Annotated in this window: 25 protein-coding genes; 18 read left to right on the top strand and 7 right to left on the bottom strand. The window is 63.8% G+C overall.

Features of this window, described 5'->3' with window-relative positions:
* Nucleotides 1–104: 104 nt before the first annotated feature.
* The 8 genes from ilvN to RFM41_RS17315 all read left to right on the top strand — a co-directional run bounded on the left by ilvN (nucleotide 105) and on the right by RFM41_RS17315 (nucleotide 8,975).
* Nucleotides 105–680, top strand: coding sequence for an acetolactate synthase small subunit (gene ilvN / locus RFM41_RS17350; RefSeq protein WP_126093159.1), 576 nt, complete (start codon nucleotides 105–107; stop codon nucleotides 678–680).
* A 106-nt stretch (nucleotides 681–786) separates the two neighbouring features.
* Nucleotides 787–1,383 carry a LysE family translocator gene (locus RFM41_RS17345; protein WP_320248162.1) on the top strand — a complete coding sequence of 199 codons (597 nt, stop codon included), beginning with the start codon at nucleotides 787–789 and terminating at the stop codon, nucleotides 1,381–1,383.
* Between the two features lie 215 nt (nucleotides 1,384–1,598).
* Nucleotides 1,599–2,900, top strand: a complete 1,302-nt coding sequence (locus tag RFM41_RS17340) for an efflux RND transporter periplasmic adaptor subunit (protein WP_320248164.1) — start codon at nucleotides 1,599–1,601, stop codon at nucleotides 2,898–2,900.
* Nucleotides 2,897–6,049 (top strand): efflux RND transporter permease subunit, encoded by a 3,153-nt coding sequence (locus RFM41_RS17335; protein WP_320248166.1) that lies wholly within the window; start codon nucleotides 2,897–2,899, stop codon nucleotides 6,047–6,049. Before RFM41_RS17340 ends, RFM41_RS17335 begins: the two co-directional genes overlap by 4 nt.
* A 64-nt stretch (nucleotides 6,050–6,113) precedes the next feature.
* Nucleotides 6,114–6,719 carry a nitrile hydratase subunit alpha gene (gene nthA / locus RFM41_RS17330; protein WP_320248767.1) on the top strand — a complete coding sequence of 202 codons (606 nt, stop codon included), beginning with the start codon at nucleotides 6,114–6,116 and terminating at the stop codon, nucleotides 6,717–6,719.
* Entirely contained in the window at nucleotides 6,716–7,375 is a 660-nt protein-coding gene (nthB, locus tag RFM41_RS17325) for a nitrile hydratase subunit beta (RefSeq protein ID WP_320248167.1), read from the top strand. The genes nthA and nthB overlap by 4 nt, the downstream gene beginning before the upstream one ends.
* Nucleotides 7,362–7,712 carry a nitrile hydratase accessory protein gene (locus tag RFM41_RS17320; protein ID WP_320248169.1) on the top strand — a complete coding sequence of 117 codons (351 nt, stop codon included), beginning with the start codon at nucleotides 7,362–7,364 and terminating at the stop codon, nucleotides 7,710–7,712. The genes nthB and RFM41_RS17320 overlap by 14 nt, the downstream gene beginning before the upstream one ends.
* Nucleotides 7,713–7,847: 135 nt before the next feature.
* Nucleotides 7,848–8,975: an ATP-dependent DNA helicase gene (locus RFM41_RS17315; protein ID WP_095764795.1), complete on the top strand. Its 1,128-nt coding sequence runs from the start codon at nucleotides 7,848–7,850 to the stop codon at nucleotides 8,973–8,975.
* A gap of 12 nt (nucleotides 8,976–8,987) precedes the next feature.
* Here the strand turns inward: RFM41_RS17315 and RFM41_RS17310 are convergent, their stop codons facing one another.
* On the bottom strand, nucleotides 8,988–9,422 hold the full coding sequence (locus tag RFM41_RS17310) for a SpoIIAA family protein (RefSeq protein WP_320319281.1): 435 nt from the start codon (nucleotides 9,420–9,422) through the stop codon (nucleotides 8,988–8,990).
* Nucleotides 9,423–9,556: 134 nt separating this feature from the next.
* Here RFM41_RS17310 and RFM41_RS17305 point away from each other — a divergent pair, with 134 nt between their 5' ends.
* The 4 genes from RFM41_RS17305 (at nucleotide 9,557) to RFM41_RS17290 (ending at nucleotide 15,449) form a co-directional block, all read left to right on the top strand.
* Entirely contained in the window at nucleotides 9,557–10,297 is a 741-nt protein-coding gene (locus RFM41_RS17305; protein ID WP_320248175.1) for a pyridoxine 5'-phosphate synthase, read from the top strand.
* An 86-nt stretch (nucleotides 10,298–10,383) separates the two neighbouring features.
* The gene (locus tag RFM41_RS17300) at nucleotides 10,384–12,297 is read left to right on the top strand and encodes a potassium transporter Kup (protein WP_320248769.1); all 1,914 of its coding nucleotides are present in this window, start codon (nucleotides 10,384–10,386) and stop codon (nucleotides 12,295–12,297) included.
* A 146-nt stretch (nucleotides 12,298–12,443) separates the two neighbouring features.
* Nucleotides 12,444–14,363, top strand: a complete 1,920-nt coding sequence (locus RFM41_RS17295; RefSeq protein ID WP_320248177.1) for a potassium transporter Kup — start codon at nucleotides 12,444–12,446, stop codon at nucleotides 14,361–14,363.
* 45 nt (nucleotides 14,364–14,408) lie between these two features.
* Nucleotides 14,409–15,449 (top strand): SDR family oxidoreductase, encoded by a 1,041-nt coding sequence (locus RFM41_RS17290; RefSeq protein WP_320248179.1) that lies wholly within the window; start codon nucleotides 14,409–14,411, stop codon nucleotides 15,447–15,449.
* A 35-nt stretch (nucleotides 15,450–15,484) separates the two neighbouring features.
* Here RFM41_RS17290 and RFM41_RS17285 read toward each other — a convergent pair whose 3' ends face one another.
* On the bottom strand, nucleotides 15,485–16,378 hold the full coding sequence (locus RFM41_RS17285; protein ID WP_320248181.1) for an SDR family oxidoreductase: 894 nt from the start codon (nucleotides 16,376–16,378) through the stop codon (nucleotides 15,485–15,487).
* Between the two features lie 268 nt (nucleotides 16,379–16,646).
* Here RFM41_RS17285 and RFM41_RS17280 point away from each other — a divergent pair, with 268 nt between their 5' ends.
* Both RFM41_RS17280 and RFM41_RS17275 read left to right on the top strand, forming a co-directional pair.
* Nucleotides 16,647–17,054: a winged helix-turn-helix transcriptional regulator gene (locus tag RFM41_RS17280; RefSeq protein WP_320248183.1), complete on the top strand. Its 408-nt coding sequence runs from the start codon at nucleotides 16,647–16,649 to the stop codon at nucleotides 17,052–17,054.
* 196 nt (nucleotides 17,055–17,250) lie between these two features.
* Nucleotides 17,251–18,480, top strand: a complete 1,230-nt coding sequence (locus tag RFM41_RS17275) for an FAD-dependent oxidoreductase (protein WP_320248184.1) — start codon at nucleotides 17,251–17,253, stop codon at nucleotides 18,478–18,480.
* Here RFM41_RS17275 and RFM41_RS17270 read toward each other — a convergent pair.
* Together RFM41_RS17270 and RFM41_RS17265 are read right to left on the bottom strand one after the other, a co-directional pair.
* Entirely contained in the window at nucleotides 18,434–19,153 is a 720-nt protein-coding gene (locus tag RFM41_RS17270; protein WP_320248186.1) for a glutathione S-transferase family protein, read from the bottom strand. The genes RFM41_RS17275 and RFM41_RS17270 overlap by 47 nt on opposite strands.
* A 1-nt stretch (nucleotide 19,154) precedes the next feature.
* The gene (locus RFM41_RS17265; RefSeq protein ID WP_320248188.1) at nucleotides 19,155–19,460 is read right to left on the bottom strand and encodes a Rieske (2Fe-2S) protein; all 306 of its coding nucleotides are present in this window, start codon (nucleotides 19,458–19,460) and stop codon (nucleotides 19,155–19,157) included.
* A 97-nt stretch (nucleotides 19,461–19,557) separates the two neighbouring features.
* On the opposite strand from RFM41_RS17265, the gene RFM41_RS17260 reads away from it, so the two are divergent.
* Nucleotides 19,558–20,013 carry a MarR family winged helix-turn-helix transcriptional regulator gene (locus tag RFM41_RS17260; RefSeq protein WP_320248190.1) on the top strand — a complete coding sequence of 152 codons (456 nt, stop codon included), beginning with the start codon at nucleotides 19,558–19,560 and terminating at the stop codon, nucleotides 20,011–20,013.
* Nucleotides 20,014–20,033: 20 nt separating this feature from the next.
* On the opposite strand, the gene RFM41_RS17255 is transcribed toward RFM41_RS17260, so the two are convergent.
* Nucleotides 20,034–20,468: an anthrone oxygenase family protein gene (locus RFM41_RS17255; RefSeq protein WP_430691523.1), complete on the bottom strand. Its 435-nt coding sequence runs from the start codon at nucleotides 20,466–20,468 to the stop codon at nucleotides 20,034–20,036.
* A gap of 119 nt (nucleotides 20,469–20,587) precedes the next feature.
* On the opposite strand from RFM41_RS17255, the gene RFM41_RS17250 reads away from it, so the two are divergent.
* Nucleotides 20,588–21,241, top strand: coding sequence for a TetR/AcrR family transcriptional regulator (locus tag RFM41_RS17250; protein ID WP_320248192.1), 654 nt, complete (start codon nucleotides 20,588–20,590; stop codon nucleotides 21,239–21,241).
* A 25-nt stretch (nucleotides 21,242–21,266) separates the two neighbouring features.
* Nucleotides 21,267–22,286 (top strand): ketol-acid reductoisomerase, encoded by a 1,020-nt coding sequence (gene ilvC / locus RFM41_RS17245; RefSeq protein ID WP_320248197.1) that lies wholly within the window; start codon nucleotides 21,267–21,269, stop codon nucleotides 22,284–22,286.
* Between the two features lie 278 nt (nucleotides 22,287–22,564).
* Here ilvC and RFM41_RS17240 read toward each other — a convergent pair whose 3' ends face one another.
* Nucleotides 22,565–22,849, bottom strand: a complete 285-nt coding sequence (locus RFM41_RS17240) for a PilZ domain-containing protein (RefSeq protein ID WP_320248773.1) — start codon at nucleotides 22,847–22,849, stop codon at nucleotides 22,565–22,567.
* 178 nt (nucleotides 22,850–23,027) lie between these two features.
* The gene (locus RFM41_RS17235; protein ID WP_320248199.1) at nucleotides 23,028–23,603 is read right to left on the bottom strand and encodes a BA14K family protein; all 576 of its coding nucleotides are present in this window, start codon (nucleotides 23,601–23,603) and stop codon (nucleotides 23,028–23,030) included.
* A 166-nt stretch (nucleotides 23,604–23,769) separates the two neighbouring features.
* On the opposite strand from RFM41_RS17235, the gene RFM41_RS17230 reads away from it, so the two are divergent.
* Nucleotides 23,770–24,882, top strand: coding sequence for an endonuclease/exonuclease/phosphatase family protein (locus RFM41_RS17230; RefSeq protein WP_320248201.1), 1,113 nt, complete (start codon nucleotides 23,770–23,772; stop codon nucleotides 24,880–24,882).
* The last annotated feature ends 3 nt before the right edge of the window (nucleotides 24,883–24,885 follow it).

Below are 24,885 nucleotides of genomic sequence, written 5' to 3'. Positions count from 1 at the left end.
ACCGGTTCCCACTTTTCGGGATCATGCTCTAAGGCGGGGCTGTCGCGAGAAAGCCGTGCGCAAACAGAGAATTAGCTCAAAAGTCTGAAATCGAGATTGACGTCATGAACGCACAGCACCTTCAACCGACCGGCTCCGCCTATTTCATCGCCAAGGAAACCGAGAAGCCGGAAACGCACACGCTTTCCGTGCTGGTCGACAACGAGCCGGGCGTGCTTGCCCGCGTCATCGGCCTGTTTTCCGGCCGCGGCTACAACATCGAAAGCCTGACCGTCTCCGAGACCGAGCATGAGAAGCATCTGTCGCGCATCACCATCGTGACGCGCGGCACGCCGCATGTGATGGAGCAGATCAAGAACCAGCTCGAGCGGATCGTGCCGGTGCACCGGGTGGTCGACCTGACCGTGCGCTCGCATGAGCTTGGGCAGGAGCGGCCGCTGGAACGGGAACTCGCGCTGGTCAAGGTCGCAGGCACCGGCGATGCCCGTGTCGAGGCGCTTCGTCTCGCGGATGCTTTCCGCGCCTCGGTCATCGACGCCAACACCGAGCATTTCATCTTCGAGATCACCGGCAAGGGATCCAAGCTCGACCAGTTCATCGCCATCATGAAGCCGCTCGGCCTGGTCGAGATCTGCCGCACCGGGGTGGCGGCGATGAATCGCGGCCCGCAGGGAATGTAATCAGGACGACCATCCTGTTGTCCAGCTTTGGCCCGGCGGTTGCCCGTTTCTGGCTTTTGCGCACTTGCTAAAAGGACAGTAAGGCTGACATATCCGGGAGGATAACATGTCGCTCGACGCATTCCTTGCCCTGTTGGTCTATGCCTTCGTGACGTCGATCACGCCGGGGCCGAACAACCTCATGCTGCTCGCTTCCGGCGTCAATTTCGGTATCGCCAGGACGGTTCCGCATATGCTGGGCGTCAGCATCGGCTTTCTCGTCCTGCTGCTGGCCGTCGGCTTCGGGCTCGGCGCGGTGCTGACGGCGTTCCCGGCGTTGCATACGGCGCTGAAGATCGCGGGCGCCGCCTACCTGCTCTACCTCGCCTGGAGGATCGCCATGTCGCGCTCGATGAGCGACGGAAAAGGGGCGGATGGACGGCCGATGCGCTTCATCGACGCCGTTGCCTTCCAGTGGGTCAACCCCAAGGCATGGGTGATGGCGATCACCGCGATGGCCGTCTACACCAATGCCAATCACCCGTTCGTCTCGGTAGCGCTCATCTCGATCGCCTTCACCATCGTCAACCTGCCCAGCGTTTCGGTGTGGGCCGGCTTCGGCACGGCGCTGCGCGGCTTCCTGTCGGATCCGGTTCGGCTGAAATGGTTCAACATCGCCATGGGAGTGTTGCTCGCGGCGACGCTGTGGCCGATGCTCCGCTGACGGCATTTTTGGACTGACGCGAGGGTCCGCGACGGCATATTAGCCGGCTGCCCAACGTTTGTGCACTGCACATTAAATCTTCGTAATGCCGCGTTTTGGCTCTTTTCTGCCAGAGCCTTGTCCTATCTATTCGGCGAAAATCGCGGCAAAGGGCCGTGAATCGAGCTAATATGGACCACCGGGATCGGCGTGTCGGGTAGAGGGCTTATTTGTCGATGCGCGGAAAAATAGCCTTTGCAGTTGCTGCTGTCGCCTGCCTGGCGGGCGCCGGGCTCTATTTTTCGCCCGAGACATTGACCAAGGTCCAGCAGCTGATTTCGGGCAAGCAGGCTGGCGTGGCCGCCGCGGACAAGACGGCGAGCGGCGATAAAGCGGCCGGCGCCCCGGACAATGCGAAAGGCGACAATGCGAAAGGCGGCGGTCCGCGTTCGGCCTCGATCGTCTCCGCCACCGCGACGACCGCCGATTTCCCGATACGCCGCTATGCCATCGGCTTCGTCTCGTCACCGGAGGTGGTCAACATCAATGCCCGTGTTTCCAGCCAGATCGTGTCGATCGCGGTCAAGGACGGGCAGATGGTCAAGGCCGGCGACCTGCTGATCTCGCTCGATGACCGCGCGCTGAGGGCGCAGCTCGCCAAGGATCAGGCGCAGCTCATCAAGGACCAGGCGATGCTGGTGAGCGCCCAGGCCGACCTGCAGCGCGCCAAGGACCTCGTCGCCAAGCAGGCCGGCACGCAGCAGACCTACGATCAGGCGCTGGCGGCGCAGAAGGCCGCGGCCGCCACGATTGACGGCGACAAGGCGACCATCGATGCCGACACCGTGCAGTTGAGCTATGCGACCATCTCGGCGCCGATCTCGGGTCGGCTCGGCGCCGTCAACGTCTCGGTCGGCGATCTCGTCACCACCAGCAACGGCAACTCAGGCAGCTCGACGCCGCTGGTCACCATCACCCAGATGGACCCGCTGCAGGTGAACTTCACGCTGCCGGAGAGCAACCTTGCCTTGTTGCACAAGGCGCTCGCCGATCCGCAGCAAGGCGACGTGACGCTGACCAAGGACGGCGATCCCACGCCGATCGGCAAGGGCACGCTCGACTTTGTCGATTCCAGCGTCGATACGGCGTCCGGCACCATCGCCACGCGGGCGAGCATACCGAATCCGGATCTTTCGCTGTGGCCCGGGCAATATGTGAACGTGGTGCTCGAGGCCGGCACGATGCCGCAGATGACCTCGGTTCCGACGGTCGCGGTGCAGCCCAGCCAGAAGGGCCCGTTCGTCTATGTCGTCAAACCGGACAACACGGTCGAAATGCGGCCCGTGCAGGTGGCGCTGACGGTGGGCGACAACAGCGCCGTCAGCCAGGGGCTGAAGAGCGGCGAGAAGGTCGTCGTCGAAGGCCAGACACGGCTGAAGAATGGCGCCGCCGTGCATGAAGGCAAAGCAGCCGGATCCAACGACCAAGTATCACCCAAGGTCGCGGAGGCAGACAAGGCCGGCGGGGCGAGCCAATGATCTCCGAATTCTGCATTCGCAGACCCGTCGCCACGCTGCTGATGTCGTTCGCCCTCATCCTGGGCGGTATCTTTGCCTACAAGTTCCTGCCGGTGGCGGCACTGCCAAGCGCCGAGTTCCCGGTGGTCAACGTCTCCGCGTCGTTGCCCGGAGCCTCGCCGGAGACCATGGCGACATCGGTGGCGACGCCGCTGATCAAGCAGTTCGCCACCATCGCCGGCATCGATTCGATCTCGACCACGAATTCGCTTGGCCAGACCTCGATCGCCATCCAGTTCGTGTTGAACCGCAACATCGATGCCGCGGCTGCGGACGTGCAGGCCGCCATCGCGCGCACGCAGAAATCGCTGCCTCCGCAAATGACCTCGCCGCCCAGCTATCGCAAGGTCAATCCCGCCGACGCGCCGATCCTTCTGATGTCGCTGGTCAGCGATACGGTTCCGCTGACGGATCTGGACGCCTTCGCCGAAAACGTGATCTCGCCGTCGCTTTCGACCATCGACGGCGTGGCGCAGGTTTCGATCTTCGGTCAGCAGAAATACGCGGTGCGAATCCAGATCGATCCGACAGCGCTTGCGGCGCGCGGCATCTCGATAGACCAGCTGCAGGCGGTCGTCGCTTCCGCCAACAGCAACACCCCGCTCGGCGTGTTGCAGAACGACAAGCAGCAATTGACGATCACCGCCAACACGCAGCTTGGCAACGCAGCCGGCTTCTCCAACCTTATTATCGCCACCAAGAACGGCCACCCGGTGCGGCTGGGCGAGGTGACGCGCGTCGTCGATTCAGTGCAGACCACGACGACGGCGAGCTGGTACGACGGCACACGCGCGATCATCATGGCCGTGCAGCGCCAGCCCGACGCCAACACCGTCGACGTCGTCGACAAGGTCAAGGCGATGCTGCCGTCGTTCCAGGACCAGATGCCGGCGGCGGCGAGCATCAAGCTGCTCAACGACCGATCGACCTCGATCCGCCAGGCCGTCGATGACGTTCAGTTCACGCTGCTGTTGACCATCGCGCTGGTGGTGATGGTGATCTTCGTGTTCCTGCGCAGGGTGACGGCGACGATCATCCCGGCGGTGGCGGTGCCGATCTCGCTGATCGCCACGCTCGGCGCGATGTTCCTGTTCGGCTTTTCCATCGACAACATCTCGCTGATGGGACTGACGCTGGCAGTTGGCCTCGTCGTCGACGACGCCATCGTGATGCTCGAAAACATCTTCCGCCACATGGAGGAGGACGGGCTATCGGCTTTCGACGCGTCGCTGAAAGGGGCGCGCGAGATCGGCTTCACCATCATCTCGATCTCGATCTCGCTGGTGGCGGTGTTCATCCCGGTGCTTTTGATGGGCGGCGTGATCGGGCGCATCTTCAACGAATTCGCCGTCGTGGTGACCGTCGCCATCCTTGCCTCCATGTTCGTCTCGCTGACGCTGACACCGATGCTTTGCTCGCGTCTGCTGTCGGTGACCAAGGCGGATCGCGAGGCGCATGGCGCCGGCCACAGGCATGACATCGTCACCCGTGCCTATGATTGGCTCTTGAGCTTCTGCCTGCGCCACACCTTCCTGATCTTCCTGGTCTTCATCGCCACTGCCGCGGCGTCGGTGTGGGTGATCCAGATCTCGCCGAAGGGCTTCTTCCCGCAGGAGGATATCGGCCAGATATCGGTGACGACGATCGCGCGCCAGGACATTTCGTTCGACGCCATGGCAAAGCTGCAAGGGCAGGTGGCCAGCGTGTTCTCGAAGTCGCCCTATGTCGACCATGTGGCCTGGTCGGCGGGCAACGGCAACAACGCGCTCAACCAGGGACAGCTCTTCGTCCAGCTCAAGGGGAAGGATCAGCGTCCCAACATCGAGAAGGTGCTCGCGGATTTGAGACGCCAACTGTCCGGCGTGGCGGGTATCGAGACCTATATGCAGCCGGTGCAGAACCTCAGGCTGGGCTCGCGGCAGTCCGCCAGCGCCTACCAGCTCGTGGTCCAAGGCCTCGATACCGGTCAGACCGCCATCTGGGCGCAGAAGCTGAATGACGCGATGGCAGCCGACCACACGATTTTCACCGACGTCACCAGCGACCTCCAGAACAATGCCTTGCAGGCGTCGCTTGTGATCGACCGCGACAAGGCCGCCCAGCTCGGCATCGACACCGACACGCTGCGTTCGGCCCTCTATGGCGGCTTCGGCACAGACCAGGTCTCAACGATCTTCGGTTCGGCCGACAGCTACGAGGTCATCACCGAGCTGGACCCCAAGATCAGCTGGTCGCCGGAGCGGATGCTGGCGATCCAGGTGAGGACGGCGAGCGGAAGCCTTGTACCGCTCGGCGCTTTCGCCCGCGTCGACCGCACGGCCGGCGCCTTGACGGTCAACCAGCTTGGGCAGCTGCCCGCGGTGACGATCTCCTACAATCTGCCGCAGGGCGTATCGCTCGGCGACACGGTGACCCGCATCGACCAGCTCAAGGAGCAGATCGGCATGCCGACGGCGATCTCGACCACCTTCGCCGGCACCGCCAAGACCTTCCAGGATTCGCTCGCCAACCAGGGCCTGCTGATCGGCGGCGCGATCCTGACGATCTATATCGTGCTCGGCATGCTCTATGAGAGCTTCATCCACCCGCTCACCATCCTCACCGGCCTGCCATCGGCGGTGCTCGGCGCCGTGGTGGCGCTGCGCTTCGCCGGCATGGACCTTTCGGTGATCGCGGTGATCGGCATCCTGATGCTGATCGGCATCGTCAAGAAGAACGGCATCATGATGGTCGACGTCGCGCTGGAGCTCAGGCGACAGGGCATGTCGGCGAAGGACTCCATCCACAAGGCCTGCCTGATGCGTTTCCGGCCGATCATGATGACGACGCTTGCCGCGTTGATGGGCACGTTCCCGATCGCGCTCGGCACCGGTGCCAGCGCCGAATTGCGCCAGCCGCTCGGTGTCGCCGTGGTCGGCGGCCTGCTCGCCTCGCAGGCGCTGACGCTGTTCGTGACGCCGGTGATCTACGTCTATTTCGAGAATTTCTCCGGCTGGCTGCTCGGCTTCTCCTCGAAGAAGAGCCGGCCGGCGCTGCATGTGGTGGAAAGCGGCGAGCAAGCCTCGCTGTTCGATGGCGAACCCGAGCCGCAGAAGACGGCGGCCGAGTAGATCGCTCCGACTGGCCCAAGCCGTGGCGCTTGCGGCCGGCCGCAGCCGATCCTAGTCTGTGACCATGCCCCATGATCACGACCACGACAACGAGCTCGATCCGTTCGCGGCGCGCGTGCGCGCGCTGGAGACGATCCTGACCCAGAAGGGCCTGATCGATCCAGCGGCCATCGACGTCATCGTCGACACCTATGAGACGAAGATCGGCCCCCGCAACGGCGCCAGGGTGGTGGCGAAGGCCTGGAGCGATCCTGCCTACGCCGAGTGGCTGAAGCGCGACGCGACCGCGGCGATCGAATCGCTCTCCTACACCGGCCGCCAGGGCGAGCACATGCAGGCCGTGTTCAACACAGAGGAGACGCACAATCTCGTCGTCTGCACGCTCTGCTCCTGCTATCCGTGGTCGGTGCTCGGCCTGCCGCCGGTCTGGTACAAGGCGCCGCCTTACCGCTCGCGGGCGGTGATCGATCCGCGCGGTGTGCTGGAGGAGTTCGGATTGTCGCTGCCCAGCGCCAAGAAGATCCGCGTCTGGGATTCAACCGCCGAGCTTCGCTATCTGGTGGTGCCGATGCGGCCCAAGGGCACCGAAGGCTGGAGCGAGGAGCAGCTCGCCGGGCTGGTCAGCCGCGATGCGATGATCGGCACGGCCGTCGCGAAGGAGCCGGCATGAACGGGCCGCAGGATCTCGGCGGGCAGATGGGTTTCGGGCCGGTCGCGCCCGAGACGGACGAACCTTATTTCCATGCGGCATGGGAAAGGCGGGCGCTGGGCGTCACGCTCACCGCCGGCGGCATGGGCGCCTGGAACCTCGACGAAAGCCGGCATGCGCGGGAATCGCTGCATCCCGCCGATTATTATTCATCGAGCTACTACCAGATCTGGATCAAGGCGCTGGAGGTGCTGCTCAAGCGCCACGGCTTCGTCACCGAGCGCGACCTTGCCGCCGGCAAGGCGGTCGATCCGGCCGCGACGCCGAAAAGGGTGCTGAAGGCGGCGGATGTGCCGGCCGTGCTCGCCAAGGGCGGCCCGTGCGACCGGCCCGTCGCCACGCCGGCGCGGTTCCACGCTGGCGATCGCGTGCGGACGAAGAATTTTAATCCGACCGGCCACACGCGTCTGCCACGCTATGCGCGTGCCAGGACCGGGACGATCGAGGCGGTGCGCGACGGTTTCGTCTTCCCCGACAGCAACGCGCATGGCAGGGGTGAGAACCCGCAATGGGTCTACACGGTGGTGTTCGACGGAACGGAAATCTGGGGCGAGGGCGCCGATCCAACGCTCAGCGTCTCGATCGATGCCTGGGAGAGCTATCTTGAGCCGGCCTGAGGCCAAGTTGCCAGCGGGCTTCGACGAGCCGGTCTTCGCCGAGCCTTGGCAGGCCGAAGCCTTCGCCCTGACCGTCGCGCTGCACGGCAAAGGGCTGTTCTCGTGGAGCGAATGGGCGGAGGCTTTGTCCGCCGAGGTTAAGCAGCCGGGCGCGGCACCGGACGGCCACGATTATTACGAACACTGGCTGGCGGCGCTGGAAAAGCTGCTGGCGGCCAAGAGTGTCGCCGGCAAGGGCGAGGTGGACGAGCTCGCCGCCGCCTGGGAACGCGCCGCGCGTGCGACACCACATGGCAAGCCGGTCCTGCTGGAGAATGATCCGGGCGCAAGCCGATAGATCGCCTTTGTTCTCTTTACGTTCCGTTTTGTGGCTGATAGCCTGACTTGTCGGAGGCGCTGGTGATTGTCACCGACAACGGTCGATATGGCGGCCAATCTTGTTTTTCGCCTGCGAATCCGGTCTGTCGCACTGATGGAATTTTCTCCCCAACAGGACGAGGCCCTGAAAGCGGTCGGGCGCTGGCTCAAGGAGGGCCGGCCGCAGGTCTTTCGGCTGTTCGGCTATGCCGGCACGGGCAAGACGACGCTGGCGCGTTATTTCGCCGAGCATGTCGACGGGCAGGTGCAGTTCGCAGCCTTCACCGGCAAGGCGGCGCAGGTGCTGCGCTCCAAGGGCGCGACCAACGCCCGCACCATCCATTCGCTGATCTACAGGCCGAAGGGCGAGGAATCGGTCGAGGACGAGGTGACCGGCAAGACCTCGATGTCGCCGACCTTTTCGCTCAACCGGCAAAGCCCGATTTCGCGGGCCAAGCTCGTCGTCATCGACGAATGCTCCATGGTCGACGAGCAGCTTGGCCGCGACCTGCAGAGTTTCGGCACGCCGATCCTGGTGCTTGGCGATCCGGCCCAGCTGCCGCCGATCTCCGGCGGCGGCTTCTTCACCGAGCATGAACCCGACGTGTTGTTGACGGAAATCCACCGCCAGGCGCGCGACAATCCGATCATCCGGTTGGCGCTCGACGTGCGCGAGGGCCGCGAGTTCATGCATGGCGACTATGGCACGGCGCAGGTGATCGGCAGGGAAGCCGTCAACCAGGAGCTGGTGCTCAAGGCCGACCAGGTGCTGGTCGGCACCAACCGCACGCGCCGGCGCTACAATCAAAGGCTGCGCGAGCTGAAGGGGTTCAATGCCGATTTCCCGCAAGCCGGCGACAAGCTGGTCTGCCTGCGCAACGATCCGGCCAAGGGGCTGCTCAACGGCTCGCTCTGGAAGGTGATGACCTCCTCGCGCGAGACGGTGAAGCCCGGCATCAACTTGCTTGTCTCACCGGAGGAGGACGATCCCGACCGCGGCGTCGCCAAGATCAAGCTGCTCAAGGCGGCGTTTGAGGATCCGGACGCCGAAATCCCCTGGCAACAGAAGAAGCGCTTCGACGATTTCGACTACGGCTACGCCTTGACTGTGCACAAGGCGCAGGGCTCGCAGTGGAACGACGTGGTGCTGTTCGACGAGAGCTGGGCCTTCAAGGAGACAAGGCAGCGCTGGCTCTATACGGCAATCACTCGGGCAGCCGAACGGCTGACAGTGGTACGCTGACGCCTGCGAAGGTCACGTGGGCCTTGCGCCAAGCCACCGCCAGGCGGCTTCCTCGTCGTCCACGCCAAAGTGCCTGAATTCGAAAGGCAGCACCTTTGGAAAGAGGCCGGCGACGAGGGAGGCCCAACTCGGCTCGCCGATGGCCGCGCAGCGCACGATATGTTGCAACGCGTCGGCGACGCCCTGCCGCAGCGTGTCTCGTGAAATATTGGCCCAGTCCACGCTTTCCTCGTCGGTCAGCCTGATCAGCGCGTCGATCCTCGGATGGAGCGCGTAGGCGGCCTCTAGCAGGCCGAACAGGTTTTCCGCGTCGGCCGGCGAGACATCGCCAACGACATCGATGGCGAAAAGCGCGTCGCGGTTGGTCTCGATGCGGCGGATCGCCGGCACGGCTTCGAGGTGCTTCACTGCCAAACCCTTGCGCTCAAGCAATTCCAGGAAAAGCACGAAGCGGTTTTCCGTCCGGAATTGCGTTAAAACAGAGAGGTTTAACCTCCATCGATCCCTGGAACACGCGAAACCCTCTATCTGTTCCCGTCAAAGGCGGTATAGATGCCCGCCGATCCACTGGACCCCAGCTCATGCCTGCCAAGCTTTCGGTCAACCTCAACGCCGTCGCCATGCTGCGCAACCGTCGCGACCTGCCATGGCCAAGCGTCACCGGGCTTGGCCGCATCGCGCTTGCCGCCGGCGCGCATGGGCTGACGGTGCATCCCAGGCCCGACGAGCGGCACACCAGGCATTCCGACCTGCCCGAGATCAGGGCGCTGATCGATGATGAGTTTCCCGGCGCGGAATTCAACATCGAGGGCTATCCGACCGAGGATTTCCTGGCGCTCGTCGAAAAGAACCAGCCCGAGCAAGTGACGCTGGTGCCGGACGACCCGGCGCAGGCGACCTCGGACCATGGCTGGAACTTCGTCGCCCAGGCGGCGTTCCTCACTCCGATCGTCAAGCGGTTGAAAAAGGGCGGCTTCCGCGTGTCGCTGTTTTCCGACGCGGATTCGGACGGGGTCAACGCGGCTCGCGACACCGGCGCCGACCGCATCGAACTCTATACCGGCCCCTATGGCGGCTTCCACTCCGATTCAGCAAAGGCGGCGAAAGAACTGGAAAGACTGGGAAAAACCGCCGACGCCGCATTCAAGGCTGGGCTGGGCGTCAATGCCGGCCACGATCTGACCGTGGAGAACCTGCCGGCATTGGCCAAACGCATCCCGGCATTGGCCGAAGTATCGATCGGACATGGGTTGACAGCGGATGCGCTGGAGTATGGCATGGCCGGCACGGTCGGGCGGTTCTTGAAGGCCTGCGGATGGTAGGGGACTTTGTGTAATTTCGGCAGTCTTGGTGCGTCCCGCGCGTTGCGGCGACCACGGAGCGTGACGAATCCGGTGAAATGGGGTTCATGGTGCTAGCCAACGCCAGCGAAACGGAATCCCTCGAACGCTCGGGCCATGCCGAAACCGAGCGGCAGCACAGCACCAAGGTGCTCATGCTTGGCGCGCTGGGCGTCGTCTATGGCGACATCGGCACGAGCCCGATCTACGCCTTCCGCGAGGCGCTGCATGCTTCGTCGAACTCGGTCGCGCGCCACGACGTGCTGGGCGTGCTCTCGCTGATCGTCTGGGCGCTCACTATCATCGTCACGATCAAATATGTCGCCTTCGTGCTCAGGGCCGACAACAAAGGCGAGGGCGGCACGCTGTCGCTGATGTCGCTGGCGCGCAGCGCCTATCCGCCTGGCTCACGCCTCATCCTGGTGATCGGCCTTTGCGGCGCGGCGCTGTTCTTCGGCGATTCGATCATCACGCCGGCGATCTCGGTGCTGTCGGCGGTCGAAGGCCTGGAAGTCGTCACGCCGGCGCTCGATCCCTATGTGGTGCCGATCACGCTGGTGATCCTGGCGGTGCTTTTCGCTGTGCAGCGCTTCGGCACCGGCAAGGTGGCGGCGGTGTTCGGACCCGTGACCGCGACATGGTTCGTGGCGATCGGCGTGGCCGGCCTCTATCATATCGTCGACGACCCGTCGGTTTTCCTGGCGATCAATCCCTATTACGCGCTCTATTACCTCGCCACCACGCCGACGGGCGCCTTCGTCACCGTCGGCGCCGTGTTCCTGGCGGTGACGGGCGCCGAGGCGCTCTATGTCGACCTTGGCCATTTCGGCCGCAAGCCGATCGTGCTGGCCTGGTTCGCGATCGTCTTCCCTTGCCTGCTCTTGAATTATTTCGGGCAGGGCGCGTTCGTGCTCTCGCATGGCGGCAAGCCCACCAATCCGTTCTTCCAGATGCTGCCCGAATGGGCGCTTATGCCGATGGTCGGCCTGGCGACCGCGGCCACGGTCATCGCCAGCCAGGCCGTCATCTCCGGCGCCTTCTCGCTGACAAGGCAGGCGGTGCAGCTCAACCTTCTGCCCCGGATCGAGGTGCAGCACACATCCGAGATGCAAAGCGGCCAGATCTATATGCCGAGGGTCAACCTTCTGGTCGCGCTCGGCGTGATGCTGCTGGTCGTGGGCTTCGGCAGCTCGAGCGCGCTTGCCTCCGCTTACGGCATTTCGGTGACCGGCGAGATGCTGATGACGACGGTGCTTCTGTTCGTCGTCATGCGCTGGCTCTGGAAATGGCAGCTGGCGCTGGCACTGGCGCTGGCGATGCTGTTCGGCGTCATCGATCTCGGTTTCTTCTCGGCCAATGTCGTCAAGCTCGTCGAGGGCGGCTGGGTGTCGATCACGGTCGCCTCCATCATGGGGCTGATCATGTGGACCTGGATCCGCGGCACCCGCTATCTGTTCGACAAGACGCGCCGCAACGAGATCCCGCTCGATTTCCTGGCCGCGAACCTGTCGAAGAAGAAGCCGCAGCTGGTGTCGGGCACCGCCGTGTTCCTGACCAGCGATCCGCTGAGCGCGCCGACCGCGCTGATGCACAGCCTGAAGCATTACAAGGTGCTGCACGAGAAGAACGTCATCCTCTCGGTGGTGACGGCGCCGCAGCCGGTGGTGCCCGACAGCGAGCGCGTCAAGCTGGAGACGGTCAACGAGCTGTTCATGCGCGTGACGCTGACCTTCGGCTACATGGAGCAGCCCAACATTCCGCGCGCCTTGGCGATCTGCCGCAAGCAGGGCTGGAAGTTCGATATCATGACGACGTCCTTCTTCCTGTCGCGGCGCTCTTTGAAGGCCTCGCCCAATTCCGGCATGCCGGTCTGGCAGGACCGGCTGTTCATCAGCCTGGCGCGAACGGCGGCGGACGCGACGGAGTATTTCCAGATCCCGACCGGACGCGTCGTCGAAATCGGCACCCAGGTCGCGATCTGATGAAACCGATTTTGCCGGATGAAAAGGTCCGGCCGTTCCGTAAACTGAAAGCCGTGCGCCGGCGGCATGGGAGCCCTCACGTCAGGGCACTTGATATTGCACTGCAGCAAGCGTAGAGCACCGCGCATTTTATCGGAGTGTCGTCCATGGCCCTTGCCAATGGTGGTGCAGACGCGGAACCCGCCGACCAACCGAGTCATGCGGAAATCAAGCAACACAGCACCAAGGTGCTGATGCTTGGCGCGCTGGGCGTTGTCTATGGCGATATCGGCACCAGCCCGATCTACGCGTTTCGCGAAGCGCTGCATGCTTCCTCAGGCGGCGACGTCGCCAATCGCGCCGACATTCTGGGCGTGCTGTCGCTGATCATCTGGTCGCTGACCATAACGGTCACCATAAAGTACATCATGTTCGTGCTGCGCGCCGACAACCGCGGCGAGGGCGGCGTGCTGTCCTTGATGGCGCTGGCGCGCGGTACCTTCCCTACGCGCTCGGCGATCGTGCTCGGCATTGGCATCGTGGGCGCATCGCTGTTCTTCGGCGACGCGGTCATCACGCCGGCCATTTCCGTGCTGTCGGCAGTCGAAGGCATGAATGTCGTCACACCGGCTTTCCAGCCCTATGTCGTTCCGCTGACCTTGCTGATTCTTGCGATGCTGTTCGCAGTCCAGCGCTTCGGCACCGGTGGCGTGGGCCTGGTGTTCGGCCCTGTCACAGCCATCTGGTTTCTCGCCATCGGCCTTTCCGGGCTGAAGCACATCATCGCCGATCCTGAAATCCTGTGGGCGATAAGCCCGCACTACATCGTGGCCTTCTTCATCAATTCGCCCGACGTGTCCTTCGTGACGGTCGGTGCTGTCTTCCTGGCCGTCACTGGCGCCGAGGCGCTCTATGCCGATCTCGGCCATTTCGGCCGCAAGCCGATCGTGCTGGCATGGCTGGCGATCGTGTTTCCCTGTCTGCTTCTCAACTATGCCGGGCAGGGCGCCTATGTGCTTGCCCAGAGCGGCAAGGTCGGCATGCCGTTCTTTGAAATGAATGAGGGCTGGACCTTGATCCCGATGGTGGTGCTGGCGACCGCGGCGACCGTCATTGCCAGCCAGGCGGTGATCTCCGGCGCCTATTCGCTGACGAGGCAGGCCGTGCAGCTCAACATGCTGCCGCGGCTCGAGATCCTGCATACGTCCGAAAAACAGTCCGGCCAGGTTTATATGCCGCGTGTCAACATGCTGATCGCGCTCGTGGTGATGATGCTGGTGGTCGGCTTCGGCGCTTCGAGCAAGCTGGCCTCGGCCTACGGCATCTCGGTCACCGGCAACATGCTGGTGACGACGACGTTGCTCTTCATAATCATGACGCGCATCTGGAAGTGGAACATCTGGCCGGCGGTCGCGCTGACAGCAGTCTTCGCGCTGATCGACATCGGCTTCTTCGCCTCCAACATCGTCAAGGTGTTCGAGGGCGGCTGGGCCTCGCTTGCGGTTGCTTTCGCCATCATCCTCGGCATGTGGACCTGGGTGCGCGGCAGCCGCTACCTGTTCGACAAGACCCGCCGCAACGAGATCCCGCTCGATTTCCTGGCCGCGAACCTGTTGAAGAAGAAGCCGCAGCTGGTGTCTGGCACCGCCGTGTTCCTGACCAGCGATCCGCTGAGCGCCCCGACCGCGCTGATGCACAGCCTGAAGCATTACAAGGTGTTGCATGAGAAGAACGTCATCCTCTCGGTGGTGACGGCGCCGCAGCCGGTGGTGCCCGACAGCGAGCGCGTCAAGTTGGAGACGGTCAACGAGTTGTTCATGCGCGTGACGCTGACCTTCGGCTACATGGAACAGCCCAACATTCCGCGCGCCTTGGCGATCTGCCGCAAGCAGGGCTGGAAGTTCGACATCATGACGACGTCCTTCTTCTTGTCGCGGCGCTCGTTGAAGGCCTCGCCCAATTCCGGCATGCCGATCTGGCAGGACAGGTTGTTCATCGGCCTGGCGAAGACGGCAGCGGACGCAACGGAGTATTTCCAGATCCCCACCGGACGTGTGGTGGAGATTGGCACGCAGGTCGCGATCTGACAGACTGCGCCGCATCGGCAGGAGCAGTGTCGAAGGGAGGCGGGCATGAGCGGCGACTTGGTGCTTGTGACCGGCGGGTCCGGCTTCCTTGGCGCTCACTGCATCCTTGCGCTTTTGAAGGCGGGCTACCGCGTGCGCACGACGGTGCGCTCGGCCAGGCGCGAAGCAGATGTTCTTGCCATGCTGAAGGTGGGCGGCGCCGAACCAGGCGACGCGCTTTCCTTCGCGCATGCCGATCTCATGAGCGACACAGGCTGGCCCGAAGCGGTTGCGGGATGCCGGTACGTCCTTCATGTCGCTTCGCCGTTCCCACCCGGCGTGCCGAAGCATGAGGACGACCTGATCGTCCCGGCCAGGGAAGGAGCGCTGCGCGTGCTGCGGGCCGCGCGCGATGCCGGCGTCGAACGCGTCGTGCTCACCTCGTCCTTTGCCGCCATCGGCTATGGCCAGACACCGGTCGCCGGGCAGCCGTTCACGGAGGAGAACTGGACCGATCTGTCGCAGACGGTGAGCGCCTATGTGAAGTCTAAGACGATGGCCGAGCGGGCGGCGTGGGATTTCATCGGTCGCGAAGGCGGGTCACTGGAACTGGCGGTGGTCAATCCGGTCGGCATCTTCGGGCCGGTCCTGGGGCCGGATCATTCGACGTCGACCGAGTTCATAAAGCGACTGATGGATGGCGAGATGCCCGGCCTGCCGCGCATGGTGTTCGGCGTGGTCGACGCGCGCGACGTCGCGGACCTGCATCTGCGCGCCATGACCGATCCCGCCGCCAAGGGCGAGCGGTTCCTGGCCATCAGCGGCGACTTCATGACGATGCTGGAGATTGCGCGGATACTGAAGGCGCGGCTGGGCAACGCAGGATCGCGCATCACGACCAGAGTGCTGCCGGACTGGCTGGTCCGGCTCGTCGGCCTGTTCGACGGGCAGGCGGCCCAGATCGTGACGGAGCTGGGCAAGCAGAGGAACGCCACGAGCGCCAAGGCCATGCGCCTGCTCGGCTGGACGCCGCGATCACGCGAGGACGCGCTTGTCGCGACCGGCGAGAGCCTGATCCAGCTCGGATTGCTCAAGAAGTCGAAGTGATGCGCGCCGGAGGGCTTCCCCAGGCGCGCCAGTTTTCAGCCGAGCAATGCGGCCTTGTTCGCTTCGAGGAACTGTTTCAGTGTCCGCGGCTTGCGGCCCGAGAGCTTTTCGACGGCATCGGTCACCTCAGCAATGCGACCGGCTCGGGTGTTGGCATCGAAGGAGACGATGATGCGGGCGAAATCCTCGGGAACGCCGGCAGCCTTGACGCCTTCGGTCAGCGCCTCGTCCGGCAGTTGGATAACCTCCAGCGGCTTGCCGGTCACCTCGCTTACCAGCGCTGCAATCTCGTTCGTGGTGTAGGCCTGCGGGCCGGTCAGCGTGTAGATGCGGCTTTCCTTGGAGCCGGACGCGAGGCCGGCGGCGATGGCGGCCGCCATATCGTCGCGCGCGCCGTGCGCGATGCGTCCGTCGGCGGCCGAGGTGTACCACTTGCCTGCCGAGATGGCATGCGGCAGCGACATGAACAGGTTCTCCTGATACCAGCCGTTGCGGAAGATGGTGTAGGGGATGCCGCTTGCCTTGATCGCCTGCTCGGTGCCGTGGTGGTCGCCGGCAAACAGCACGGGCGAGCCCGGCTCGGGATTTGGCATCGACGTGTAAAGCAGGTGCGAAACACCAGCCGCCTTGGCCGCGGCCACCGCCGTCTGATGTTGCTTCAGGCGCCGGCCAGTCTTCAAGTCTAGGTCGCCGGTCGAGATGATCAGCACGCGGTCGGCGCCTTCAAATGCCTTCTCCAGCGAGGTCCTGTCGTTGAAGTCGGCGGCCCGGACGGCGATGCCGAGCGCCGCCAGATCGGCGAGGTTTTCGGGATCGCGGGTGGTGGCGATGATGCTGGAGGGCGCAATTTTCTGCGCGTCCAGCAAGTGGTTGATGACGGCGCGGCCAAGCTGGCCGGAGGCGCCGGTGACGAGAAGGGTTTCGGTCATGGGAGGTCCCTGAAAATTGCGTCGAAGGCGGATCAATTGGCGGTCTCAAAAAGAGACCAGCACTAAAATAGGAATTGACCTCGGGCCGTAAAGAAGGCAGTTTTTCGGGAGGTAGGCACAGCCAGGGAACCACCCTGGACGACCTAAAGCGCGTCGCGATCTTTCAGATTCGCTCCATGCGCAGGTTTTGATTTTACGCATGTCTTTGTCCCGAAACCGGTTCCCACTTTCGGGAGACATGCTTTGGTTTCGATCAGCGGATGTCGTGATGGACAGCAAGATCTTCAATCTGAAAGCTAAGCTCGAAATCTATAAGGCCATGACGAACGGCGCCAATTTCGCCGACTGCCCGGTCCGCGACGTGATCCAGGGCATCAGCGGCAAATGGAGCTCGCTGCTGGTCATGGCGCTGGCCGAGAAGCCCTATCGCTTCGGCGAGCTGCGCCGGCTGGTTCCCGACATCTCGCAGCGCATGCTGACGCAGACGCTTCACGAGCTGCAGCGCGACGGCTATGTGCATCGCGAGGTTTTCCCGACCAAGCCGCCAAGCGTCGAATACAGCCTCACCGATCTCGGGCGCTCGATGTTCCTGCCGTTGCAACAGCTCATTCAATGGGCCGAGCTCAATCATGATGCTGTGCGCGACGCCCGCGCCGCCTTCGACGCCCGGATTTGAGCCTGGTTTCTTGCTGCAACTAATGCATGTCGCCCAGAAGTGTGCAGCGGTTCCGGGACAACGACATGCATCAAAATAAAGACTTAAAGCGCGTCGCCTGAAGCCGTTCAGCGCGACGCGCTCTAAGCGTCAAAGCGCCTGGTTGATTTGGCGCGATCAATCAAGGATTGTGCCCGCCGATCGGTCTGGGCGGGCAATGAGCAAGAATCTCGACATCGCGATTGCCGGCGCCGGCCCGGCCGGGTTGGCAGCGGCGCTTTATCTCAAGCGGGCCGGGCACAAGGTCACCATTTTCGAGCGCTTCGACGAGCCGAAGCCGGTCGGTTCGGGCCTGATCCTGCAGCCGACCGGGCTGACCGTGCTTGCCGATCTCGGGCTGCTCGACGAGATTCTTTCGCTTGGCAGCCGTATCGAGCGGCTGCACGGCACCGATGCCGGGAGCGGACGCACGGTGCTCGAAGTCCGCTACGACGCGCGCCGCGGCCGCCGCTTTGGTCTTGCCGTGCATCGTGCGGCGCTGTTCGGGGTGCTCTACCGCGCCGCCTTGCGCGAAGCGATCGCCATCGAAACCGATGTCGAGGTCGAGACGCTGGAGACGGCTGAGCGCGCGACGCTCGTCTGCGGCAATGGCAGGCGGCTCGGGCCGTTCGACCTCGTCGTCGATGCCAGCGGCGCCCGCTCGAAGCTGCGGCAATATCTCGGCGATGCCGCCATGCCGCGACCGCTCGCCTATGGCGCATTCTGGGCATCGCTCGGCTGGCGCGACGGCTTCGACAGAGGCGCGCTGCTGCAGCGCTACGACAAGGCAAGCATCATGGTCGGCGTGCTGCCAATCGGCCGGCCCGAGCCTGGCGCGCAAGACATGGCGGCTTTCTTCTGGAGCCTCAAGCCGGCCGATGCCGAACGGATAAAGGCCGAGGGACTCGAAGCATGGAAGGCGAGGGTGGTTTCGGTCTGGCCGGAGTGCGAGGCTTTCACCGGCCAGATCGACAGTTTCGAGCAGCTCTCGCTCGCCCGCTACGGCCACCACACGATGAGGCTGCCGGCCGGCCGGCGGCTTGCCGTCATTGGCGACGCCGCGCATTCGACCAGCCCGCAACTCGGGCAAGGCGCGAACATGGCGCTGCTCGACGCCGCCGCGCTCAGCCAAGCGCTAGCGCAGGCGAACGGCATCGATGACGCGCTTGCGACTTACGCAAGCGCGCGCCGTTGGCATGTGCGCGTCTTCCAGGCGCTGTCGTTGTCGCTGACGCCGTTCTATCAATCGGACTCCTCAGCCTTGCCCTTTGTCCGCGACCGGATGGTGGCGGGGCTGGCGAGAATTCCGCCGGGGCCGCAATTCCTCGCGGCCATGGTCGCCGGAACGGTGATCGACCCGTTCAGGCGGATCGGGCTCGCGGAGTTGCAATGGCCTGTCGCCGGATGATCCCGGACAGATAGGAACCCTTTGCCCGAAGGAACGCATGCAGCCGCTGCGGATAGTCCGGGCCGACGGCTTCCTTCACCGATCGCCTGTCGCTCAAGGCCGCGCGCCATGCCTGGACAAGCGGCTTGCCGTCGAGGATGCCGAAATCGCCGATGCGGTCGAACGTGTCGACATAGCGGAAGACCGGCCCGTAGACGGCATCGACCAGCGAGAAGCGCTCGCCGGCGAACCACGGACCGCTTTGCCTCGCCGACAGTTCCGCCTCCGCACGCGCGAACATCTCGGACAAGCCTCTGCTCTCACGGAGGAAAGCGCCTTCGTCGGCAGCGGAATAGAAGCGGCCGACGGCATTGAGGATGGCCGAGCCGAATTCGATCCAGGCGCGATGCCTTGCCCGCGCCAGCGGATCGGCCGGATGCAAGGGATTGGCTTCGGTCTCCTCGATGAATTCGAGGATGACGGCGGATTCGAAAATCACTGCCTCCGCATGGCCGTGCCGGACGCGCAGCAATGGCACCTTGCCGAGCGGCGAGACGGCTTTGAACCATTCCGGCTTGTTGGAGAGGTCGACATAGACCCGCTCGAACGCCACGCCTTTCTCGGCGAGCGAGATCGCCGCGCGCTGGACGTATGGGCACAGGTGATGGCTGACGAGGGTGAGGCTGGCGGTCATCTCACTCTCCCCAGACATAGTTGAGCGCGCCATCCTCGACGCGGGTCGACAGGAACATCAGGCGCGAGCCCTTCGGCGCCGGCCCTTCGAGACGCTCGCCGCTTGCCATGTCGAACTTCGCGCCATGCCATTGGCAGACGAAAGCACCGTCCTTGCAGTCGAGCGGTCCGCCGAAATGCAGGCAGGCATTGGCCGCGGCGCGGATGCGATCGCCGCTGCGCCAGACATGGACCTCGCGGCCGAAGAAAGGCGCAACCAGGCTGCCGGTCTGCGGGATATCGGCGATCTTGCAGATTTCGTGTTTCACGGGGATTTCTCCTTATCAATGCAATTGCATCTATATGGATGCAAATGCATTGATCGTCAAGCTTGATGCAATTGCATCTATCGACTAGGCTGCGCCGATGACGAAGAAATCCCCATCACCCGAGGCCATTGTCGCCTGGGCGCGCCTCATGCGCGTCTCGCGCCAACTGGTCGAAAGGACCGAGGATGCGCTGAAGGCAAACGGCCTGCCGCCGCTCGCCTGGTACGATGTGCTGCATGAGCTTGCCGAAGCAGGCGAGGGCGGGTTGCGGCCTTTCGAGTTGATCGATCGCGTCCTGTTGGCGCAGTACGGCGTCTCAAGGCTGCTGGCCCGTCTGGAGGCGGATGGCCTGGTCGAGAAGCTGCCTGTCTCCGACGACGGCCGCGGGCAGACCGTTCGCATCACGGCAAGCGGCCGGGAGATGCGCCGCCGCATCTGGGCGATCTATGGCGCTTCCATCACCGAACTGATGGGCGACAGGCTTTCCGCCAAGGAGCTGGGGGTGCTTGCCGGGTTGCTCGGGCGGCTGCGCGATCCGCCAGTCACGGACTGAAATCCATGGGCAGGCAAGCTTCAGGGCAGGTGCAAGGCCCATAGAAATGCGATCGTCGCCAGCGCACCGAGCGCGACACGGACCAGATGCATCCGGCCCCATTTGACGATCAACGATCTCGCCTGCGGACTGGCGGTCTCGACATCCATCGCCTCCAGCGTCCGGTTCGTCGGCATCATCACCAGCAGCGTCCATGGCCAAGGCAGAATGATGAGCAGCGCACCGGCAAGATACGCTGCCGCGCCGGTCAGCCACCAGGCGATAAGGCCGAGAACGCAGGCGATTAGGGCAATCGAGGCCTGCATGGCGGCGCCGCGCTTATAGGAGGGCTGCCATTCGCGCAGCAACGCCTGGTCATCGAGGCCAAGCCGCGCCGGCTGCTCGGCGACGCTGACATAGACAGCGGCACCGGTGAAGGCGGCGGCTACAGCCAGGGCGAGCAGACCGACCAGCATGTTATCCCTCCGGCAAGGAAATGGAAAATAGGGCTTGCATGACTTCGGGCAATACGGCATAGAGGCCGAACCGTAACGTACGGTACGCATCGTCGCGTGGACGTACTCCGAGGGCAAACGTGTTGCACAGCGTGCAGGATATCGACACAAGCGAAACGCTCACCGAGCGCCAGCAGGCGGTTCTGGATGCAGCGCTTCGCCTGCTGGTGGAGGAGGGCGACAACCTGACCATGACCGCGGTGGCGCGGCGGGCAAGCTGTTCCAAGGAAACGCTCTACAAATGGTTCGGAGACCGCGACGGACTGCTCAACGCTACGGTGCAATGGCAGGCGTCCAAGGTGCGTGTCGCGGCCGTCGACCGTGAGAGACTGGACATCGGTTCGCTCACAGCGAGCCTGGAGCGTTTCGCTTCAGATTGGCTGAAAGTTATCTCCAGCGATACGTCAATCGCGCTAAACCGTGTGGCGGTCAGCCATGCCGGTTCCGGCAAGGACGATCTCGGCGCCATCGTGCTGCAGAATGGCCGCTTCGCGCTCGCCAGGCGGTTGAAGCCGGTGCTTGAAGCCGGCCGGCAGGCAGGACTGCTCGATTTCGAGGACGCCGAGACGGCGTTCCGGACCTTTTTCGGCCTGGTCGGCCGCGACGTGCAGATCCGTCTGCTGCTCGGCGACCGGGTGGAATTGACTGAGGCGACGATCGGCGGCGATGCCCGCCGGGCGACGCAACAGTTTCTCGCTCTCTTCGGAGCAAACAACCGGCTGCAAAGCCTCTGATCTTCAAAAGGGAAGGAAGACGAAAATGCGTGTCTATTACGATCGTGACGCCGATCTCAATCTGATCAAGGGCAAGAAGGTCGCCATCATCGGCTACGGCAGCCAGGGCCGGGCGCATGCGCTCAACCTCAAGGATTCCGGCGTCAAGGAGATCGCCATCGGTCTCAAGGCCGGCTCGGCGACCGCCAAGAAGGTCGAGGCCGATGGGCTCAAGGTGATGAGCGTGGCGGACGCCGCCAAATGGGCCGACCTGATGATGATGGCGACGCCCGACGAACTGCAGGCCGACATCTACAGATCAGAGATCGCGCCGAACATCCGCGACGGCGCCGCGATCGCCTTCGCGCACGGCCTCAACGTGCATTTCGGCCTGATCGAGCCGAAAGCTTCGGTCGACGTCGTCATGATCGCGCCGAAGGGCCCGGGCCACACGGTGCGCGGCGAATACCAGAAGGGCGGCGGCGTGCCGTGCCTGGTCGCCGTCAACCAGGATGCTTCGGGCAACGCGCTCGACCTGGCGCTCTCCTATGCCTGCGGCGTCGGCGGCGGCCGTTCGGGCATCATCGAGACCAATTTCCGCGAGGAATGCGAAACCGACCTGTTCGGCGAGCAGGTTGTGCTGTGCGGCGGCCTGGTCGAGCTGATCCGCGCCGGCTTCGAGACGCTGGTGGAGGCCGGCTACGCTCCGGAAATGGCCTATTTCGAGTGCCTGCACGAAGTGAAGCTGATCGTCGACCTGATCTATGAAGGCGGCATCGCCAACATGAACTACTCGATCTCGAACACCGCCGAATGGGGCGAGTATGTCTCGGGCCCGCGCATCATCACCGCCGACACCAAGGCCGAGATGAAGCGTATCCTGAAGGACATCCAGACCGGCAAGTTCACCTCGGAATGGATGCAGGAATACCGGGCCGGCCTGTCGCGCTTCAAGGGTATCCGCCGCATGAATGACGGCCACCAGATCGAAGAGGTCGGCGCCAAGCTGCGCGCCATGATGCCGTGGATCGCAAAGAACAAGCTGGTCGACAAGGCGAAGAACTAGGAAGCTCGCGCCAATTCTACCCTGCCGGCCATCTGCCGCAGGTTTCTGCGCTTCCGGTGCTCGCGGACTTTATGTCCGCTCCGCTCCGGCCTTCGCCGGCCGAAGCCCTCATAAGCGTATCCGCTCTATGAAGGCTACGGCCGGCGTAGGCCGGTTCTCGAACCCGCACCAGCTGACTCGGCAGGGCGAATTGTCATCAAGCTTCCGGTTGCTGTAGTTTTAAGCCGGCGGAGCGATCCGCCGGCTTTTCCTTTGCCGGCGCGTAGCGTCGCCGCTGCTCAGCCGTAGTGCCAGTGCGGCTTGGGCTCGGTGCCCGTGAACTCGACGCCGATGCGATCCTCGCGGCGCCAACGCACCACCGCCCTGTAGCCGATGCCGTCGACCGGCACGTAGAGCAGGAATTCGTCCGGCACGCGCGCGTCGATCGGCACTTTCAGCTCCGCGCCGTTGGAATGCATGTTGCGCACCGTGCATCTCACCTCGGAATTGTTGATGCCGGTCAGGATCGCGGCGCCCTTCAGCACGCGTTGCCTGTGTTGGTTTCTATGTTCGTTTTCGGCCATGGCGAGCACGTCTCGCACCTCGTTCGCGCGAATCGTCATACTGGGGGACATCGGCATGGATGAATAGAAGCCGCCGATGAATTTAAGGTTATAGCGGCCGATGGCGGGCACAGGGTTGCGGTAAAATAAAACGGCGCCCGCAACGGGCGCCGTTCCTTGGTCTGTGCCGGCAATCCGCTCAGCTATAGGGTGACCAGCATTGCTTGCGAGGGCCATAGTTGGGCTGGAAAGTATTATCCCAGGCGCGATACGACCGGTAGCGGTCATAGCACCAGCGGACATGCGCGCTGGACAGCCGCTCGGTCCGGTAGATGCGCCGCGGCTGGACGTAGCGCGGGTAGGGATCGTAGTAGTAGGGGTCATAGTAGTTATCATAGGCCAAGCTGCCCAAGCCAAGTCCAAGGCCCAGCCCTAGGAGCGCCGCGTCGCCGCCACCGAAGTGCCGGCGGTGGTGATGCCGCCAGCGCCAGTCGCCGCCGCCATTCCACCTGCCGCCGTCCCAGTTGCGGGAGAAATGGCGGTTGCCGCCGCGCCATCTGAAGTCACCGCCGCGACGCCAGCGCCAGTCCTGGAAGCTGCCTCTGTCGTTGCCGCCGGCCCAACTGTCGCGCACGGGAATGATCTTCGGCGGGGCATTCGTCGCGACGCCGAGATCGGGCTGCAGGATCGGGCCGGCTACCGACGGTGCCGTCACGCCGGCAACGAGACCCAGGGCCAGGAGCCCGGATCGAAGGGAAGAAAAAAGCGGTTTCATTTCACTCTCCAAGGAGTAAAGGCCCCACGCCCAGAGCACCCCGGGGAAAGGCCCATTGTTGGAACTTTTCGTCTGAACGGGGGATGAACGGAAAGGTTCCATCAACCATGACGAGCATCGGCCTGGCTCTTGTTTTCGCTGGCGCTTGCGGGCAAAGGTCACGGCCATGTCGCTGCGCCTCGCCACCTTCAATGTCGAGAACCTCATGAGCAGGTTCGATTTCTCGGGCTATCGCAACCAGCTCAACGAAGACCGAACGCTGGCCCTGTTCGACATCCAGAACGAGGCCGAATACCGGATTCTCGAACAGGCCCGCACGATCGCCCAGTCCGACGACACCCGCCAGTTGACGGCGCTCGCCATCGCGGCCACCCGCGCCGACATCATCTGCATGCAGGAGGTCGACAATATCGAGGCGCTGAAGGCCTTCGAATATGGCTATCTGTTCAAGATGGTCGGGCAGGGCTACCGGCAGAAATACACCACCGCCGGCAACGACTCGCGCGGCATCGATGTCGCGGTGATGATGCGCAACGAGACCGCGCAAGGGCAGCCGATCGAATTCGTGCGCATGACCAGCCACGCCTATGTCACCTTCGAGGAGTTCGGGCTGTTCACGCCGGAACTCGCCACGCTCGGCTATCTTGCCAATGAGCGTATCTTTCGCCGCGATTGCCTGGAGATCGACTTGAGGGTCGGCGGCGTGCCGCTGACGCTCTATCTCGTGCATTTCAAATCGATGGGCCCGCCGCGCAACGGGCTGGACGGCCGCGAAGCGTCGATGCCGCTGCGCATCGCCGAGGCGTTAGCCGTGCGCCGCATCATCGAGGAGCGTTTCGGCAAGGATCACGCCGCCGACAAGCGCTGGGCGATCTGCGGCGACCTGAACGACTACCGGCAGCGCGTGAAGATCGAGGGCGACGCCATCGACGGCTACCGTTTCGAAATTGTCGACGAAGCCCGGTCCTCGATCGATGTGCTTACCGCAGGCGGCTTTTGCGAGAATGTCGTCGAGCGGCGGCCGGAGATGGATCGCTGGAGCTTCTACCACACGCGCGGCCCGGAGGAGCGGCATCTTTGCCAGCTCGATTATATCCTGCTGTCTAGGGCGCTGGCCGCGAAGAATGCCACCGCCGTTCCCGATATCGTCCGCAATGGCCAGCCCTGGCGCACCATCTTCCCGCCCGGACAGGAGGTGGAGCGTTTCCCGCGCGCCGGCTGGGACAGGCCGAAAGCGTCGGACCATTGCCCGGTGGCGATCACACTGGACATGGCGTGACCC

This window comes from Mesorhizobium vachelliae (assembly GCF_033977325.1).
In the GTDB taxonomy this organism is placed as follows: domain Bacteria; phylum Pseudomonadota; class Alphaproteobacteria; order Rhizobiales; family Rhizobiaceae; genus Mesorhizobium; species Mesorhizobium vachelliae.
This window is presented reverse-complemented; position numbering and strand designations above follow the sequence as displayed.

Excerpts from the sequence above, each read along its gene's own strand:
- ilvN (WP_126093159.1), top strand. The coding sequence starts at position 105 with ATGAACGCACAGCACCTTCAACCGACCGGCTCCGCCTATTTCATCGCC.
- RFM41_RS17345 (WP_320248162.1), top strand. The coding sequence starts at position 787 with ATGTCGCTCGACGCATTCCTTGCCCTGTTGGTCTATGCCTTCGTGACG.
- RFM41_RS17340 (WP_320248164.1), top strand. The coding sequence starts at position 1,599 with ATGCGCGGAAAAATAGCCTTTGCAGTTGCTGCTGTCGCCTGCCTGGCG.
- RFM41_RS17335 (WP_320248166.1), top strand. The coding sequence starts at position 2,897 with ATGATCTCCGAATTCTGCATTCGCAGACCCGTCGCCACGCTGCTGATG.
- nthA (WP_320248767.1), top strand. The coding sequence starts at position 6,114 with ATGCCCCATGATCACGACCACGACAACGAGCTCGATCCGTTCGCGGCG.
- nthB (WP_320248167.1), top strand. The coding sequence starts at position 6,716 with ATGAACGGGCCGCAGGATCTCGGCGGGCAGATGGGTTTCGGGCCGGTC.
- RFM41_RS17315 (WP_095764795.1), top strand. The coding sequence starts at position 7,848 with ATGGAATTTTCTCCCCAACAGGACGAGGCCCTGAAAGCGGTCGGGCGC.
- RFM41_RS17305 (WP_320248175.1), top strand. The coding sequence starts at position 9,557 with ATGCCTGCCAAGCTTTCGGTCAACCTCAACGCCGTCGCCATGCTGCGC.
- RFM41_RS17300 (WP_320248769.1), top strand. The coding sequence starts at position 10,384 with ATGGTGCTAGCCAACGCCAGCGAAACGGAATCCCTCGAACGCTCGGGC.
- RFM41_RS17295 (WP_320248177.1), top strand. The coding sequence starts at position 12,444 with ATGGCCCTTGCCAATGGTGGTGCAGACGCGGAACCCGCCGACCAACCG.
- RFM41_RS17290 (WP_320248179.1), top strand. The coding sequence starts at position 14,409 with ATGAGCGGCGACTTGGTGCTTGTGACCGGCGGGTCCGGCTTCCTTGGC.
- RFM41_RS17285 (WP_320248181.1), bottom strand. The coding sequence starts at position 16,378 with ATGACCGAAACCCTTCTCGTCACCGGCGCCTCCGGCCAGCTTGGCCGC.
- RFM41_RS17280 (WP_320248183.1), top strand. The coding sequence starts at position 16,647 with ATGGACAGCAAGATCTTCAATCTGAAAGCTAAGCTCGAAATCTATAAG.
- RFM41_RS17275 (WP_320248184.1), top strand. The coding sequence starts at position 17,251 with ATGAGCAAGAATCTCGACATCGCGATTGCCGGCGCCGGCCCGGCCGGG.
- RFM41_RS17270 (WP_320248186.1), bottom strand. The coding sequence starts at position 19,153 with ATGACCGCCAGCCTCACCCTCGTCAGCCATCACCTGTGCCCATACGTC.
- RFM41_RS17260 (WP_320248190.1), top strand. The coding sequence starts at position 19,558 with ATGACGAAGAAATCCCCATCACCCGAGGCCATTGTCGCCTGGGCGCGC.
- RFM41_RS17255 (WP_430691523.1), bottom strand. The coding sequence starts at position 20,468 with ATGCTGGTCGGTCTGCTCGCCCTGGCTGTAGCCGCCGCCTTCACCGGT.
- ilvC (WP_320248197.1), top strand. The coding sequence starts at position 21,267 with ATGCGTGTCTATTACGATCGTGACGCCGATCTCAATCTGATCAAGGGC.
- RFM41_RS17240 (WP_320248773.1), bottom strand. The coding sequence starts at position 22,849 with ATGGCCGAAAACGAACATAGAAACCAACACAGGCAACGCGTGCTGAAG.
- RFM41_RS17235 (WP_320248199.1), bottom strand. The coding sequence starts at position 23,603 with ATGAAACCGCTTTTTTCTTCCCTTCGATCCGGGCTCCTGGCCCTGGGT.
- RFM41_RS17230 (WP_320248201.1), top strand. The coding sequence starts at position 23,770 with ATGTCGCTGCGCCTCGCCACCTTCAATGTCGAGAACCTCATGAGCAGG.